13 protein-coding genes and 2 pseudogenes are annotated in these 16475 nt (G+C 68.8%); 11 read left to right on the top strand and 4 right to left on the bottom strand.

Annotated features, from left to right (window positions below; all coding sequences use genetic code 11):
* The 7 genes and pseudogenes from ACFY3J_RS17425 to ACFY3J_RS17395 all read left to right on the top strand — a co-directional run.
* A pseudogene (locus ACFY3J_RS17425) lies at positions 1–343 on the top strand (hypothetical protein); the annotation flags it as partial.
* Positions 340–531, top strand: a complete 192-nt coding sequence (locus tag ACFY3J_RS17420; RefSeq protein WP_390841158.1) for a hypothetical protein — start codon at positions 340–342, stop codon at positions 529–531. The pseudogene ACFY3J_RS17425 and the gene ACFY3J_RS17420, both read left to right, overlap by 4 nt.
* A gap of 83 nt (positions 532–614) precedes the next feature.
* Entirely contained in the window at positions 615–851 is a 237-nt protein-coding gene (locus ACFY3J_RS17415) for a hypothetical protein (protein ID WP_390841157.1), read from the top strand.
* A 227-nt stretch (positions 852–1078) separates the two neighbouring features.
* Positions 1079–1468, top strand: a complete 390-nt coding sequence (locus ACFY3J_RS17410; protein WP_390841156.1) for a plasmid mobilization protein — start codon at positions 1079–1081, stop codon at positions 1466–1468.
* Between the two features lie 14 nt (positions 1469–1482).
* Positions 1483–3204 carry a relaxase/mobilization nuclease domain-containing protein gene (locus tag ACFY3J_RS17405; RefSeq protein WP_390841155.1) on the top strand — a complete coding sequence of 574 codons (1722 nt, stop codon included), beginning with the start codon at positions 1483–1485 and terminating at the stop codon, positions 3202–3204.
* Positions 3205–3250: 46 nt separating this feature from the next.
* Complete coding sequence (locus ACFY3J_RS17400) at positions 3251–3736, top strand: hypothetical protein (RefSeq protein ID WP_390841154.1); 486 nt, start codon at positions 3251–3253, stop codon at positions 3734–3736.
* Between the two features lie 76 nt (positions 3737–3812).
* Positions 3813–4513 (top strand): annotated as a pseudogene (locus ACFY3J_RS17395) (hypothetical protein).
* A gap of 169 nt (positions 4514–4682) precedes the next feature.
* Here the strand turns inward: ACFY3J_RS17395 and ACFY3J_RS17390 are convergent.
* The 3 genes from ACFY3J_RS17390 to ACFY3J_RS17380 all read right to left on the bottom strand — a co-directional run bounded on the left by ACFY3J_RS17390 (position 4683) and on the right by ACFY3J_RS17380 (position 6285).
* Complete coding sequence (locus ACFY3J_RS17390; protein WP_390841153.1) at positions 4683–5504, bottom strand: DUF317 domain-containing protein; 822 nt, start codon at positions 5502–5504, stop codon at positions 4683–4685.
* Between the two features lie 15 nt (positions 5505–5519).
* Positions 5520–5810, bottom strand: coding sequence for a hypothetical protein (locus tag ACFY3J_RS17385; RefSeq protein WP_390841152.1), 291 nt, complete (start codon positions 5808–5810; stop codon positions 5520–5522).
* A 121-nt stretch (positions 5811–5931) separates the two neighbouring features.
* On the bottom strand, positions 5932–6285 hold the full coding sequence (locus ACFY3J_RS17380; protein WP_390841151.1) for a DUF317 domain-containing protein: 354 nt from the start codon (positions 6283–6285) through the stop codon (positions 5932–5934).
* 482 nt (positions 6286–6767) lie between these two features.
* Between ACFY3J_RS17380 and ACFY3J_RS17375 the strand changes: the two genes are divergently transcribed.
* Positions 6768–9344 carry a GIY-YIG nuclease family protein gene (locus ACFY3J_RS17375; protein WP_390841150.1) on the top strand — a complete coding sequence of 859 codons (2577 nt, stop codon included), beginning with the start codon at positions 6768–6770 and terminating at the stop codon, positions 9342–9344.
* A gap of 555 nt (positions 9345–9899) precedes the next feature.
* Positions 9900–11276 (top strand): IS1380 family transposase, encoded by a 1377-nt coding sequence (locus ACFY3J_RS17370; RefSeq protein WP_390841149.1) that lies wholly within the window; start codon positions 9900–9902, stop codon positions 11274–11276.
* A gap of 378 nt (positions 11277–11654) precedes the next feature.
* On the opposite strand, the gene ACFY3J_RS17365 is transcribed toward ACFY3J_RS17370, so the two are convergent.
* Positions 11655–12062: a hypothetical protein gene (locus tag ACFY3J_RS17365; protein ID WP_390841148.1), complete on the bottom strand. Its 408-nt coding sequence runs from the start codon at positions 12060–12062 to the stop codon at positions 11655–11657.
* Between the two features lie 133 nt (positions 12063–12195).
* Between ACFY3J_RS17365 and ACFY3J_RS17360 the strand changes: the two genes are divergently transcribed.
* A complete protein-coding gene (locus ACFY3J_RS17360) occupies positions 12196–14616 on the top strand; it encodes a helix-turn-helix domain-containing protein (protein WP_390841147.1) in 2421 nt (806 codons plus the stop codon).
* A 122-nt stretch (positions 14617–14738) separates the two neighbouring features.
* Entirely contained in the window at positions 14739–16115 is a 1377-nt protein-coding gene (locus ACFY3J_RS17355) for an IS1380 family transposase (protein ID WP_390841145.1), read from the top strand.
* Positions 16116–16475 lie beyond the last annotated feature (360 nt).

Genomic DNA, 16475 nt, shown 5'->3' with positions numbered 1-16475 from the left:
GACCGACACCACCAGGGACCGGGAGCACAAGGTGCCCCTCAAGCGGAAGCCGACCACGAAGGCCGAGAGCAGGGCAGGCAAGCAGAGCAGGTCCCGGAGCCCGCAGACGCAGCGTCCACCGCGCGAGCCGGAGCAGTCCGTGGAGCACCTCGTCCAGCAGGTCCGCCCCCACGTACCGGCCCTGCTCGAGCGGGACGGCAACGAAGCCGTGACCCGGGTCCAGCTGAGGGAGATCATCCGGCGCGAGGGCCTCAGGGGCGGCCGGAACGACCGACTGAGCCTCGTCCTCCAGCAACTGAGGAGTGAGGCGACCAGCACGACGACAAGGAGCACCACCCGATGAAGACCTGCCCACGGTTCGTGGCCCTTCGTGAGGAGTACGAGCGGGAGATCGGCTTCCTGAACGCTCACTCCGAGCGGCATGCCGGAAGGCCGGCGGCGAAGTCCAGCGCGAAGCACGCCGTGTCGACGAAGGCGCGGATGGCTCGGGCACTCAGCCGTCACGTCGGACGCTGCCCCGAGTGCGGCTGACCTTCAAACCAACAGTCAAAGCCCCTATCCACAACGGTGGCCCGCCCTTGTGCCGGGCCACCCAACACCTTGCGGAGGCGCCCTTGCTACCCCTTCCCACTCGCTCGTCCACGCCAACGGTCGCCGAGGCCGGTGCCTGGGCGGACGTCTTGGTCCGACGGCGGCTTCTGCACGCCGCGGTTCTCTCCCCGACCGGCCAGTGGCTGATCCAGAACGAGGCCGACGGGCCCGTGCGCGTCCTCGCAGGACCGGCCGACGTCGTCGACCTGGCCGCCGCCATCCAGCTCCGCATCCGCTCGACAAGGCTCGATACCCGATGACGAACCCGCACGAGAACGGCACCACCCCGGACCGCGAGTCGAACCTCAACTCGGTCTCGGGGCGAGCAAGTTATCCCCTTGGATACTCCGCCTTGTGCGGAGTATCCAAGGGTTCCCCCGCCCCATCGGGGCAGGGGCTCGTCCTGCGCCGGGGGACGCCGGACGAGGAGGCTGCGACCGAGGGCGGATCGCAGCCACAGGGGCAAGAGCAGGGGGCTGAGCACGCTATGTCCCCGCGTACCCGCCGTCGCAAGTACCAGCGCCGTCAGCGCCCCCACGTCCGCAACACCCGCTTCAGCGACGACGAACTCGCCCGCGTGACCGCCGGCGCCCAGGCCGCCGGCCTCACCGTCGCCGGCTTCCTCGCCCGCGCCGCCCTCAGCGCCGCTCGCGACCTCGAACGGACCGCGAGTGCAGTCGCCGGCGAACGAGAGGTGATCGCCGAGTTCTTTGCCGCCCGCCGGCACCTCGGCCACGTCGGCAGCAACCTCAACCAGATCGCCCGCGCGATCAACGCGGGAGCCCACCCGCCCGAACTCGACGCCGTGATCGCGGCCACCGAACGCGCCGTCCAACGCGTTCAGCACGCCACCGACCGCCTCCTGCACCAGGACTAGGAACCACCACCGGCATGATCCCCAGGATCCAGAAGCGCGGGCAGCGCGCCATCGGCCTCCTGTACTACCTGTACGGGCCGGGCAAGTACGAGGAACACACCGACCCGCATCTGGTCGCCTCCTGGGACAACAACGCGCCCGACCCCGGCCGCGACACCTCCGCCACCCTCAAGCAGCTCCAGCAGCTTCTCGACCAGCCCGTCGACGCCCTCGACGCGGCTGAGCGGCCGAAGAAGCACGTCTGGCACCTGTCCGTCCGCAACGCCGCCGAGGACCGGATCCTGACGGACGAGGAGTGGGGCGAGGTAGCCCGCCGTATGGTCATCGCCGCTGGAATCGACGACTTCAGGCAGGGACCGGGGTGCCGGTGGGCTGCCGTCCGGCACGCCGACGACCACATCCACATCGTCGCCACCCTCGTCCGCGAAGACGGCTACAAACCCGACCTCGACCACGACGCCGCCCGCGTCCAGGCCCAGGCCCGCGCCCTCGAAGTGGAGCTGGGCCTGCGCCGACTCAACAAAGGCGACGGCACCGCCGCCAAGCGCCCGACGAGCGCCGAGCGCCACAAGGCCGAACGCCAGAGCCGGGAGCGCACCGCGCGGGAGGAGCTGCGCGAGACCGTGCGGCGTGCGGTGGCCGGCGCGCAGAGCGAGGAGGAGTTCTTCGACCGGCTGGCCGCCGCCGGCCTCCTGATCCGCAAGAGGGCGGCTCCTTCCGGAGACCTCCTGGGGTACAAGGTGGCCCTGCCCGACGACCGCAACAAGGACGACGAGCCGGTGTTCTACCCCGGCGCGCGCCTTGCGCCGGACCTGTCCCTGCCCCGGATCCGGGAGCGCTGGTCGGCCGACGCCCGCGACCAGGTCGCCGAACCGGTCGGTCCGAGCGTGCCGGCGGGGCCGAGCGGCCCGGCCGCCGCCCGTCGGCGCACGGCTTCGGCAGCGTGGCAGGCGGCAATAGCCGTCGAGCAGGGCGAGGACACGGTCGCCGCCGCGCACATCGCTGCGGCCGGTGAGGTCCTGGACGCGCTCGCGAAGACCTCCGCCGCCTACACCCGACACGAACTCCAAGAGGCCGCCTTCGCGTTCGAGCGGGCATCCCGATCCCATGTCCGGGCCGCGCGCGGGCACGATCGCGCGTTGCGGCAGGCCGCCCGCGACCTCGTCTACAGCGGCCCCGCACTCGGCAGGGGCGAGGACGGCGCGACGACCGCGATGGCGATCGATACGCTGTTCTTCCTCATCACCGCTGCGGTGCACTGGCATGCGAAGAACGGCCACGCGCAGCAGGCAGCCGCCGCGCGCCAGGCTGCCGAGCACCTGCGGGCCGCCTACCAGGCTGCCGCCGCCCAGCCCCTCGGCGCCCTCTACCAGCGCGGCCGGCGCCTGGGCCACCCCCTCGTCCAGCGGCAGACGGCGGTGCTGCGCGAGGCACTGCCGGAGCTGGCCGAGCGGATTCTCGCCGAGCCCGGCTGGTACACGCTCGCCGCCACCCTCGCCGACGCCGAAGCCGCCGGCCGCGACCTGCCCAACCTCCTGGCCGACGCCGCCGGACGACGAGAACTCGACACGGCCGAATCCGTCAGCGACGTCCTCGTGTGGCGGCTGCGCCTGACCGGTGACTTGCCCGCCGATAGCAGCGACATGGTCAGCAACACCCCCAGGACGGACCAGGCCACACGCCGTACGGGCCAGCAGGCACCGCAGCGGTCCGGGTCCCGACACGGACGGTCGTGACTGTGGATTTTGTGAATTGAAGAGGCCAGAGGCCTGGGGCACGATCATGACGCGGGCAGGACAAGCCAAGGGAGGGCCCAAGGTGTTCGAATGGATACGCCGCCGTCGCGGGGCGGAAATCAGCGAGATGCGCCGCCTACACGACGAGATGTGGGCGGGGCTGGAGGGCCAAGTGCCGCCGGAGGCGGAACGGATGCAGGCCGCGATGCGGGCCGCATCCGAGCCGGCCGCGGTGGTGGACGACTTCCTCCCGCCGGAGCTGCGTGTCCCGAGTCAAGACCAGCTCGACGGCCGGATGATGCCTTGGAAGCAGCCACTCGTCCTCGACGGCGAGGTGGTCACCTGCACCGAGTGCGGCGCATACCGGGATTGGCTCGTCCTCTCCACCCGCGACCAGATCTGGCTGCGCTGCCGGGTCGGCCACCAGCAACACGAAACGCGCCTCGACACCGCCTGGTACTACCGGCACGCCGGCCCCGCGGACGCGACATTCAGTTCGTTCGAGGACTGCTTGCGGCACCTCGGCCACTGACCCCCTCCCCCTGCGACCCCACCGGGCCCACGGGCCCGCACTGCCCACCTGTCACCCAACTCCAAGGGGTCTCTCCGTGCGCGTCCGCACCGCTACCACTACCACCGCTCTCAGCCTCACCACCGTCACCGTCCTCGCTCTGCCCGCCTGCTCCCCCGACTCCAGCGAGGCCAAGCCCGCCGCCTCCGCCGCCCGCGCCGGCGCTCCCGCGCACGAGGAACGGCAGGCGGCGCCGCTGTCGTCGGCCGCGCTGGAGACGCTCCTGCTCGATGAGAGCGACCTCGGCAGCAGCTACACGCGCATGCCCGAGCGCGCCGCCCAGCACGACGACGTCACCATCCTCGGCTGCCCCGCCCTGAAAAAGCTTGACGGCGACGCAGCCACCGGAGGCTTGCTCAACTTCCCCCGCAAGGCGAAGGCGTCCTTCACCCACACGCCCGGCACCGGCGCGGAGGTCTCGGAAAAGCTGTACAGCGACAGCGCCAACAAACTCTCCGAGGCACCGGCCGGATCTTCGCCGCAATGACCGGCTGCCCGGAATACCAGGTCCTCGCCGGCAACAACGCGATCGGCGTCACCACCCAGAAGATGGCCGCGCCCCCGCTCGGCGACGAGCAGTGGAACCAACTCCTCACCTTCTCCGCCGGCGGACGGAGCAGCGTCCTCAAGCAGACCGCGATCCGCACCGGGAACGTGCTGCTGATCGGCTCCGGCTCACCCGCTCTCGTCGACCGGCACCTCGGCAAGGCTCTCGCCAAGGCGACAGCGCCCCGCTGACGTTCCCCTCCCACAGTCACGGCGCCCCGGCCACACGAACGGCCGGGGCGCCGTGACATGTCCCGTCCTCCGGGACGGCGTACAGGGGGCATAGGAGCAGGCCCGCACAGCACGAAGCCTGGCCTCCCGAATTCGGGAGGCCAGGCTTTCGTAAACAATGCGCCGGTACTCAGCTGGCCGGGACGCGCAGGAGCTGGTCCCGCGTGCTCTCGGGCAGCACCCGGCGCAGGACCGGCGCGGTGGAGCTGACCGCGACGGCGAAAGCAGCGACGAGGTCGTGCGGCACGCCGGCGCTGAAGGACACGGCCCACAGGCAGGGCGCGCCCAGTACGGGCTCTGCCCACGCCTGCCATCCGGCAGGCCCGGCCTCGTCCGCCTCGCCGGTCAGGGCGCGGAGGTCGGCGTCCTGGATGAGGGGCGGCACCTCGCCGAGGCTCAGGTGGGAGGTGAACGTGGGGTCCGTCGCGCCCGCGTCGGGCTGGTCGACGTCGCGGAGCCAGCCGTGCGCGGTGACGGCGTCGAGGACCACCTCGGGCCCGGTGAAGGAGGCGGTGGGCCGGTCGCGGGCGTCGAGCGCGAGGAGGAAGTCGACGAGGACCTCGCCCGGGACGTCGGGGGTGAAGTAGGCGGACCACTGCGCCAGCGGTGTAGTCACGTCCTCGCGGGCGCAGACCTGCCACGCGATCGGCAGCCCGCCCAGGTGGAACGGCTCGTCCGGCAGCACCCATTGGGCCCACCGGCGGTTGTCGGGGCTGATGTGGAGGACGGTGCTGCGCAGGACCTGCCGGTCCTCCGGCGCCTCGTCCGGCTCCTGGCGTCCGCGGACGATCGTCAGACTCGTCCAGCCGAGGCCGGCGAGCGTGTCGGCGATGGCATCGTAGAGGCGTCCGTCGTCACCGGCCAGGTGCCGTGGGCCGACCCAGTACGCGGGCTGGGCGCGGTTCGGGGTGGGCGGGTCGAGCGGGGGGTTGGGGTTCAGGGGCAGCTCCAAGGATTGGGTGCGGGTCTACTGTCCGCCTGCGGTGCGGCGGGGCCGACGCGGTGGCGCCTGCACGGGGGCCTGCCAGGTCAGCGCGACGGCTACCTCGGGCGGCAGATGCCCGAGCTGGGTGTCCACGTCCCGTCCCTCGGCCAGATAGACGACGGGCCGTCCGGCCTCATCCCGGGCTTCGACGATCTGCGCCGCACGGTGAGCCATGGGGAAGAACGGGTTCATCGCCAGCCGCACGGGTGCGGTCCGGTCACAGGCAGACAGACGGTCGACGAGATCACCGACGGTCATCTCCGAGAGTTCCACGGGACGTCTCCTTGCATTCGGGGAGCGGGCCTTACGGGACGACGCAGTTCGCGCCGTTCGATGAGCGGGAGAAGGAGGCAGCGCCGAGTCAACTCTCCCGAAGCCGACTCGAGCGTGCCCCTCACAGAGGCCGGGAGGTCTCCAGCACACGCGCCACGACGGCGGCGACGATATCGGCCGGCGTCTCGGTGTCGAAGGAGATGCTGTACCCCGGCACCTTCGCGGTGCCGGTGACGGCGATCTTCCATCCCTCGCCGTCGGTCCCGGGGCGTCCGAGCGGGAACCACCCCATGTAGAAACGGCCGTCCTTCGAATTGACGTGCACGTCGGCACGGTCGTCCACGACCATGTGGAAGTCGCCGGCGGAGAACTGATCCATCACAAGCGTCGGCTGGCCCGGGCCGAGCTGCCAGTCGCGCAACTTCAGGGCCTGGACGGTGGTGGAGAATCCGGGGCTCGCAGGAGCCACGGTCACGGGCGATCACCTCACTGACCTGGGCGGTTTCCGAGAAGGTCGTATAGATTGACATGCCCCTGCAAACATTGGCCAGTCTTTCTCGGCTCTTTTCTGTCTGCCCCCGGCGAACCGCTGTCCCCTGCCATTCAATCGAGGCGTTTGACAGCGAACCCATTCATGCGGGCTTCCTACACCGCCACGCCGAGGAGGGCGGCGGGAACGTCGCGATGTCCTGCTGGTGCGGGTCTCTTGTCAGTGGCACCTCATACACTCCGCAGATGCGACAGGCCAGGATGATGAGCTCCCTGGCCGTGGCCCTCCAGGCCACCAGGGCTCTATGGGCATGGCGTCTGCCAGGCGCCCGCATGTCCCGCAGGTCGCTGACACCACGCGCCGGCAGAGCTTTCACGAGGTGTGACGGTCTCCGTTGCGGATGTCGGAGAGGTTCCATTGCCGTCCTTGTCAACAGGGGGATCAGAGCTGTGCTTTCCGCTAGTGGCTTGACCGACCTGCGCGAGCAGTGGATCCAGAAGATCTGCGCGGGGATTGCCACCTCCGTCGGTCGCCACCACCCGTTGCTGGATCCGGCGCGGATCGTCGGTAACCCGAGTGATCTGGATCTATTGCGTGCCCTTCTGATCCTGCGGATCGCCGTCTTGGACGCGCGTGGCCGGTCCACCGCGCACATCACCGGACTGCTGGCAAGGCACCCGGTCTTCGCCGATCCCAAGCCTGACACGGATCAAGTCACCAGCCTGGTCGAGCGTGTCCGCCAGCACGTGGAGCGCGACGGCCTTGTCGGTTCCGTCCTGCTGTTCGGCCTCGGACTGCGTGCTGAGGATCCGGAGAGCACGTATGCCCTGCTCCTGGACCACTGGTCCCGTCGGTTGGCCCGCGCGGCCACCGCCGCGCAGGTGACCAGGGAACTGGCCCGGCACTGGAGCGTGGAAACTCGCACCGAAGAAGCTCTGGTGCCTCTCTCAGTCATATCTCTTGATCCGTACTCCGACTCCATCTGGTCGAGACTGGAATCGGAACACGACGCTCGTGTCCGGCATGCCGCCTCAGTTGCCTTGCTCAGGAAGGGCAACGAGGCTCAACGTCTGTGGCTGGAGCAGTTTCCCGCTCACGAGGCCAGGCATCTGTGGAAGTTGGGCGCAGACGCGGCCTACTGCACCGCGGCCAAGGGGCATCTTCGAGAGGTAAGCCGACAGCTCCGGAAGAATCACGCTCTGCGACCAGTGATCGCCCGAGCCTTGGAGCTGGTCAACGAGCAGCTAGAGACACTCGGCGAGGCGATCGGGTGTCTGAGCAGCACCGAGCGCGACATGCTGCGGGCGCGCACACATCAGGAGCGCTTCCAGGACGCCTGCATTCTGACCTTTCTGAACCAGTCCCTCGACTTCCGGCAGTCGTCGTACCCCGCCAGTTCCTATGTCCCTGGTGCCGAGGCGGTACACGGCACCTTCGGCCCTCTGCCCTGGTGGAACATCATCGTCCGAACCGCAGCAGAGGCGGAGGCTGCCCTCGCCGCATTCACAGAGGGGGTGCTGCCCCTCGGTTTCGAGCGGGATCCCGAACATCGGAACCGCCTTCTACTCATCTGCCGTAAGCCCAGGACGGAGTCCCCGGGCATGCACGCCCACTTCGTCTTCGACCTGGATAACCCAGGCCACGCCTGCGAGCTGCTCCTCATCGCGAAGCGTTCCGGCGTCCCTATCGACCTCTACGCCCAAGCACACAACGAGTATGACGAAATCGAGTCCACCCACCTGGGCACTGTGTACGCACACATCGGCCCGGAGCTCGCCAGTCTGATCACGGAAGCCGCCACCAATGCACTGGCCCGATCCCTGCCAGACTTCCGTGACCGCGAACACGACGAACATGAGGGGATCGAACCGCTCGCAGAAGCGTTGCGCTGTCTGTCCCGCGCTCAGGTGGAGCACTTCTCCTCGGGACGCCGCATCACCGCCTCATCCCATCACAACCTCGAAGGTGGGATCGAAGTACTGTCGTCCGACCCGCCGGTCACGCTCTCCGGATTTTCCAGGGGCATCAAGAAGAGGCACCAGAAGTCCGGCAGCTCCCGGAAGGCGGGCACCGGGACTCCTGTGCCTCCTCCTCGGACGACTGGGTTCGTGTACGTCCAGCGGAACCCTGCCTTCCCGAACATGCTCAAGATCGGCTACACAGACCTGCTCGCCGAGGACCGAGCTAAGGACCTGTCAGGGACATCGGTCCCCTTCCCTTTCGACGTGCTCTTCAGGGCCCACACGTCCCGACCCAAAGACGTCGAACAGGCTGTCCACCGCCTCCTCACCGCCCAACGGGTCAACGCAGGCAAGGAGTTTTTCCGCGTCTCCCTGGAGACGGCCATCGAGGCGATCCGCCGATGCCAGAGGGAGGTAACCGGTATCATCAGCTGGGAGCCGATCCCTGCAATTCATCGCCTGCGCGCGAATGACCGAGTCGTCCTGCCCCTGAGGGCGGGGCAGTTGTTCGCGCTCACCGCGTACCCCCATCTGCTCAGCTCGTCCGCTGAGGTTCTCGACATCTGGATGGCCCACGCGGACGGCGACCTCCTGGAGATCCACTCCACGCATGCCCCCGGGCACGTGGCAGGAATCAGCGACAACGATCCCGGCGCATACGAGGACCCCGTTCCCTTCCTCGACAGAGACGGAACCGTGCGGAACGGCATGCTCCATGGCAGGGAGCGCCTGGTAGCCGGCGACCGGCTGATCTGGTTCTCGGACGAGGAGGGGCCGACCGACGCCCGCGGCGTCGTCTTTGAAGCGAACGCCTTCTGCCAGGTCACCTACCGGACACCAGCCCCCCGACGGGGCCTGCTGGGTATACCTCTTCTGCTGAACGACCCTGACCGGGACCTTCCTGATGCCATGGGGGCACTCGTCAGGGATGTCCTCGCACTGAGCCCACCGCGCACCTGGGCTCCCCGGAACCCTCAAGAAGAGGACGGCTGGGCGGTAGCAGCCTCGGATCCCCAGCCGCCCGAGCACTGGCTCCCTCAACTCGAACGACGGCGCAAGGACGTGCGCCGGGACCGACCCTGAGCACCGTGCGGTATAGGGGCCAGCTCGACGAGTGATTCTTCGTCAACCGACCCCAGTTGGTGCAGGCCAGGGCGACTTCAGCGACTAACTTCACTGTCCAAGGACAACTGCCGTCCAGCAGTGAGTGTCCAGGGTCCACGTCCTTCATGCGCAAGGTCGGTTGAGGACGCGCAGCCGATGCGCAATGTGAGTAAGCAACGGGGCGGGCGGGCCTTGCACGGCGCTTTACTCCGGGACACGACGGGCGCCTGATGGCACTGGAGTTGCTCGGCCTCCAGCAGACTCCGTGCCCCGAGCACGATCACGACCGCCAGCTGGACGAGCACTCCGGCCCGCTCCCGCCAACCGTTCGCCCTACTCCAGGGCAGTACACCCGCCAGTGAACCGCCCCGCAACCAGATGTGGGCTGGCGGCGGGGCGGTCGAGTACCTAGCCTCGGGCTTTCATGAGGTGGTCTGTCCGAGGCGTGATCGAAAACGCGAGAAGTGCTCCTGACCTGCAACGATAGGACTTGTCGAGGGTCCAGATCGTGCCGTGGAAAGAAGCACTTCTCAGGTGAAGAAGCGTATCGGGTCGTACCCGCGTGTCCGCATCGAGGGCGGCGGCCGGGCGGTGGTCTCGCAGGCCGGGGGCGTGCTGCTGGTTGAGACCGTCCGTAAGGCCGGCTTGGACACCGCGATGTCCGCGGCGCTGGCGCCGTGGCGGAAGGCTCGGGCGGTGCACGATCCGGGGAAGGTCCTGCTGGATGTGGCCCTGGCGGTCGCGCTGGGTGGGGACTGCCTCGCGGATGTCGGCATGCTGCGGGCCGAGCCGGCTGTGTTCGGGCCGGTGGCCTCCGACCCGACGGTCTCCCGCCTCGTCGACACCCTCGCAGCCTCGGGGGAGAAAGCCCTGCGGGCCATCCGTGCCGCGCGGGCTGAAGTCCGCCAATATGTCTGGCGGTTGGCAGACCGGGAAGCGCCTGACGCGGGCGGGACGGTGACCGTGGACCTCGATGGGGTGCTGGTGATCGCGCACTCGGACAAGGAGGACGCTGCACCCACGTGGAAGCGAACCTACGGCCACCACCCGCTGATGGGGTTCGTCGACCACGGACCGGGCGGCACCGGTGAACCGGTCGCGGCCCTGCTCAGACCAGGCAACGCGGGATCGAACACGGCGGCTGACCACATCACCGCCACTCAACTGGTCCTGGCCCAGCTGTCGAAGAAGTACCGGCGCGGGCGCCGGACCCTGATCCGCACGGACTCCGCGGGCGGCACCCACGACTTCGTCGCCTGGCTCGCTCCGCGGGGACGGTGGCTGTCCTACTCGGTCGGCATGGTGATCACCGAGGCGATCCACCAGGATGTGCTGAAGGTTCCGGCATCGGCCTGGACGGCGGCGGTCGAGGCGCGCGGCGAGATCCGCGACGGCGCCTGGGTCGCCGAACTCACCGGCGACGTCCTGGACGGCTGGCCCAAGGGCATGCGGCTGATTGTCAGGAAGGAACGACCGCACCCCGGGGCCCAGTTGCGGCTCACGGATGCGGACGGCATGCGGCTGACCTGTTTCGCCACCAACACCTCGGGGCGGCCGATCGCCGAGCTCGAGCTCCGTCACCGGCTGCGGGCCCGGGCCGAGGACCGGATCCGGGCCGCCCGGGCCACCGGCCTGCGCAACCTGCCCCTGCACCGCACGGCTCAGAACCGGATCTGGCTGGAGATCGTGCAGATCGCTCTCGACCTGCTGGCCTGGATGCCGATGCTCGCCCTGACCGGCAAGGCCAGGCTCTGGGAGCCCCGCCGCCTGCGGCTCCGCCTGTTCACCGCGGCCGGACACCTCGTGACCACCGGCCGTCGGCGAATCCTCCGCCTGGCCCGGCACTGGCCCTGGACCGGTCACATCACCGCAGCCCTCGACCAACTCACCCAACTGCCCGAGCCCGGCTGACCAGCAAATTCCCCGTCCCTACGAACAGCACCTCAACACCCGGAGCAGTGGAACCCGGCGCTACCTCGAGGCGACACTCGGGCCCTCGGCCTGCACAGCCTCAGCCCACAGCACGAAAACGGTCCACCGACTCCGTCGGCGGACCGTCACGAAACTTCGAGGTTAGTTCAAGCAGATGGTGGACGCGGCTGGCGGCGACGTGGCGGCCGCGGTGAAGAGCTGGCTTGGTCGACACCGGCCGTATGCATCCCGAAGCTGAGATCGTCTACCTGGAGATCTGCGCGCGGAAGGAGAACTGGTGAGCTCCGATCAGCCTCGTCCGGCTTTTCGTGCGGGGTGTGCATCGGGCGGAGCGGGGCGGGTTCGGTGCGTTGTGGGTTACTTCAGCAGGGGAAGGATCAGTGCGAGCACGATGAAGGTACTGGTGAAAGCTGTTGCCGCTGATGCGAGGCGCTTCGGCTTGCTCAGGCCGGGGGCCGTGGTGCCTCCCGCCGGCGCTACGGTCGGCCCGGTGACGTCGTACGCGAGGAATGCGAGGAAGAGGGCAAAGGCAGCGGTGACCACGCTCAGCGCGATGCGGCCAGGAGCCGGGTCTCCGTGTGCCAGGTCCAACGCGCCCGCGATCGTGCAGACGTCGGTGATCGTCGCGACGGCAGCCGCACCGGCGGCGCCCCATGCCACGGCTCTGCTCGCACCGTCGGGCTGTGCCAGGCGGAAGGCAATGCGCGCGACAACGCCTGCGGCGAGCGCTGTGCAGAGTAGGAGCACGGCGACGACGATGGACACGGAATCCCCCTCGAGGCGGGGTGCCTTGCGGGCACGACGAGGGGACGGGGTTGGATGTGCTGTCCCCCACGCCCACTGTCCCAGATTTTCTGAGACAATGGAAACAATGCAGCTGAGGGGATGGTGAAGCCACATGACCGAACGTCGCGCCGGACGGCGCATGGCTGCCTTGTCCCCCGAACTGCCGCCGGCTCGCCGCGCCCTCGCAGTCGAGCTGCGACGCCTTCACGCGCGGTCCGGCCGAACCATGCGTGAACTCGCCCGGGTGTCCGGCCTGAGCCCCTCGTCGTTGTCGCGCGCACTCAATGGCGAACGCCTGATCAAGGACGAGGACCTTCACGCTTACGCCCGTGCCCTCGCTCTGAGCGAGGACGAGACCAGATGGCTGGAATTTCGTCTCCACCAGGCAAATGTCGAGGTCAGCGACGAGGGTCGGCTGCGTACCGGTCGGAGCGCCCTTCTCGACCACCTGCTGACCTTGCAGGAGGAGGCCGGCCTGAGCCTGCGCGATATCTCCCAGCACCTCAACTCGGCTGGCACACCATTGTCGAAGTCCAGTATCGAGCGGGCGCTTCGTCACCCGGACCGCGCGCTGCCGCATGCCCTGCAAGTGGCGCACGTACTGATCAACACGCTGCCGGAAGCCGAACGTGGACCGGCCACCCGAGGGGTGCTCAAGGCCGCTCTCGACACATCCCCAACGAACGCCGCCCTCGTGCTCGGAGCGAACCTCGCGCTCGACACAGAGGCCATCGCCGCGCCGTTGCACGCGGCCACGCTCACGACCCTGGCGCGGGCGTTGGCGTCTCTTTCTGAATCCGCGGTGGACATGCCCCAGCCGTCCGCTGCCCCGCACAGCCCACCAGGCGGCAGGCAGAGCGCGATCAGACCGATCAGCGAGTGGAACCCATTCGATCTGGAAGTCCACCGAGCGGTAAACGCATCGGGCCACGGCACTGGTGAGGTCTTGCCGGCCTACGTCGTGCGCGAGCACGATCGGGCCCTGCTCAGCGAAGTTGCGGCAGCCGACGCGGGCAGCAGCCGGATAGTGGTCCTCGTGGGAACGTCGTCATCGGGCAAGACACGCGCGTGCTGGGAAGCGGTCAAGTCGCTTGCCTCAAAGGGCTGGCAGCTGTGGTATCCGTTCGACCCCACGCGTGCCGAGGAGGCGCTGGCGGGCATGCGGGACGTACCGCCGCGCACAGTGGTGTGGCTTGACGAGAGCCAGCACTACCTCGGCCACCCGCGCCGCGGCGAACAGATCGCGGCCGCGCTGCGGGATCTGCTCATGGAGCCAGAGCGCGGTCCTGTCCTGGTCATGGGCACCCTGTGGCCTGAGTATGCGAGTCGGTTCACCGCCCCGCCCGCACTGGGCGTACCCGACCCGCATGCCCAGGCCCGCGCGCTGCTCGCCGGACGGCTCATCCGCGTCCCCGACGCATTCGACGACAGTGCACTCGAGTCCGCGAGCGCCCTAGCCCAGCATGGCGACACTCGCCTCGCCGCGGCGCTCGCCTACAGCTGCGATGGTCGCGTGCCCCAGTTCCTTGCGGGTGCGCCCGAACTGATGGCCCGCTACCACAGTGCTACACCAGCGGCCCGGGCCATCCTGCACGCCGCCATGGATGCCCGCCGATACGGCACGGGAGCGTCTCTGCCCGCTGCATTCCTTGCCGAGGCAGCGGTGGACTACCTCTCCGACGCCGAATTTGACTCGCTTGGCAACGACTGGACCGAGTCCGCGTTCGCCGAAGCCACCCAGCTCGTACGCGGCCGCATGGCGCCATTGACCAAGGTACGCGCGTCTGCTGCCTCAAGGTTCGGGGAGCAGGCTGGGGTGGCCGTCCAGGAACGAGCCCCTGATCAGGCGTTCCAACTGGCCGATTACCTCGTGGAGGTCGGCAGAGCGAAACGCCGGACGCTCTTCCCGCCCGCCTCCTTCTGGCACGCCGCCTACGATCACATGGCCCCCCCCGACCTGTTCGCCCTGTCCAAAGCCGCTTTCAGGGGTGCTCGCATGGAGTGGGCGAATGCCCTTCTGCGTCGCGCAACCGACCTGGGCGGCGATGTGGGAAACACATCAGCTCTCTATAGTCGGGCCGCCGTGGCGGAACATTCAGGCGATCTTCAGAGCGCCGAGGCGCTGTATCAGCAGGCCGTCGACGCCGGCGACCCACTCGCCTGGTTCCGCCTGGCCCAGAAGTACGAGCGCTCAGGCGACAGTGAAGGGCTTGAAAGCCTCGCCCGCAAAGCCGCCGACATCGAGGGGTTCCATCCCCTCACCGACACACAAAGGCTGGAGCAGGCAGGTGATCGCGAAGGTGCCGCGGCGCTGTACCAACAGGCGGCCGACGCGGGAGATCCCTACGCGCTGTTCCGCCTCGCGCAGATGCATGAGCAGGCAGGCGAGATCGACGGCGCCGAGCGCGTCGCCCACAAGGCCGCTGATGCGGGCCACGCCTGGCTCTTCAATCACCCTGCTCGATGGCCTCAGGGATTGGACCCGGACGGCGGGATCACCATCCCCCGCGGGTACTCTGACGAGGAGGACTAACCTCGCGCTTTCACAAGGTGGGCTGTCCAGGAGCTGATCAGAAACACGGGAAGTGCCCCTGACCTGCAACGATAGGACTTGCTGAGGGTCCTGTTGGCTGCGAGGAAAAGAGCACTTCCCAGGTGAGAGAGCGTATCGGGTCCTACCCGCGTGTCCGCGTCGAGGGCGGCGGTCGCGGAGTGGTATCCCAGGCCGGTGCGGTGCTGCTGGTCGAGACGGTCCGCAAGACTGGCCTGGATGCGGCGATATCGGCGGCGCTGGCGCCGTGGCGAAAGGCCCGGGCGGTGCACGATCCGGGCAAGATCCTGCTGGATGTGGCGCTCGCCGTCGCGCTGGGCAGGGACTGCCTGGCCGATGTGGCCCTGCTGCGGGCCGAGCCGGCCGTGTTCGGGCCGGTGGCCTCCGACCCGACGGTCTCTCGCCTGGTCGGCCAGTTGGCGTCGGGCGGCAAGCGGATCCTGGCCGCGCTCCGCACCGCCCGCGCCGAAGTGCGCGAACGCGTCTGGCGGTTGGCCGGGGATGCGGCGCCGGACGCGGACGGGCAAGTGATCGTGGACATCGACGGCGTCCTCGTCCTGGCGCACTCCGAGAAGCAGGACGCCGCCGCGACCTGGAAGAAGACGTTCGGGCACCACCCGCTGATGGGGTTCGTCGACCATGGCCGCGGCGGGTCCGGCGAGCCGGTCGTGGGCCTGCTGCGGCCCGGCAACGCGGGCTCCAACACCGCCGCCGACCACATCGAGGCCACGAAACTGGCCCTGGCCCAGCTGCCGAAACAGTACCGGCGGGGGCGTCAGACGCTGATCCGCACCGACTCCGGCGGCGGCACCCACGAGTTCGTCGCCTGGCTCGCGAAGCGCGGGCGGTGGCTGTCGTACTCGGTCGGGATGACTATCACCGACGCCATCCACCAGGCCGTCTTGAAGATCCCGGCCTCGGCCTGGACGCCGGCCGTCGAACCCGACGGTGACATCCGCGACGGCGCCTGGGTCGCCGAAGTCGCCGGCGACTGCCTGACGGGCTGGCCGAAGGGGCTGCGGCTGATCGTGCGCAAGGAACGGCCGCACCCCGGTGCCCAGTTGCGCTTCACCGACGACGACGGCATGCGCCTTACCTGCTTCGCCACCAACACGGCGGGCGAGGCGATCGCTGCCCTCGAACTGCGCCACCGGCAGCGGGCCCGGGCCGAGGACCGTATCCGCGCCGCCCGCGCCACCGGCCTGCGCAACCTCCCTCTCCACGACACGGCCCAGAACCAGATCTGGCTGGAGATCATCCAGATCGCCCTGGACCTGCTCGCCTGGATGCCCCTGCTCGCCCTGACCGGCAAGGCCCGGCTTTGGGAGCCCCGCCGCCTGCGGCTTCAGTTGTTCTCCACCGCCGCCCAGCTCGTCACCACCGGCCGTCGCCGCTACCTCCGTCTCGCGAAGCACTGGCCCTGGATCGACGTGATCACGGATGCCCTGGACCGGCTCCATGCTCTCCCGAACCCCGGTTGACCAGCACCTTTCCATCCCTGCGAACAGCAACACCCAACCGGAGCCGTGGAACCCGGCGCCCACCCGACGCGACAGACGGGCAGTCGGCCTGCCCACCATCAGACACAGAACGCGAAACGGTCTGCCAACTCCGTCGGCAGACCGTCACGAAAGATCGAGGCTAGTTGTGTGGCTACTGACTGCTCGAAGTGGACTCTGTGTACTGCAATTGGTGGTTTTGCCATGTGTGCTGGTAGGTGACTTCGTCACCGCTGGGGCAGCACACGGGGCCTCCCCCTGAATGGTGGACACGCTGATACTGGGTCTGCTTGATCCGGAGGAAGCGAGAACACCGCCGATGGCGATGAAGGACTACTCGGA

It is taken from the genome of Streptomyces sp. NPDC001231 (assembly GCF_042896885.1).
Lineage (GTDB): Bacteria > Actinomycetota > Actinomycetes > Streptomycetales > Streptomycetaceae > Streptomyces.
The sequence above is the reverse complement of the archived record's forward strand: the minus strand, read 5'-3'. Positions and strand labels throughout refer to the sequence as shown.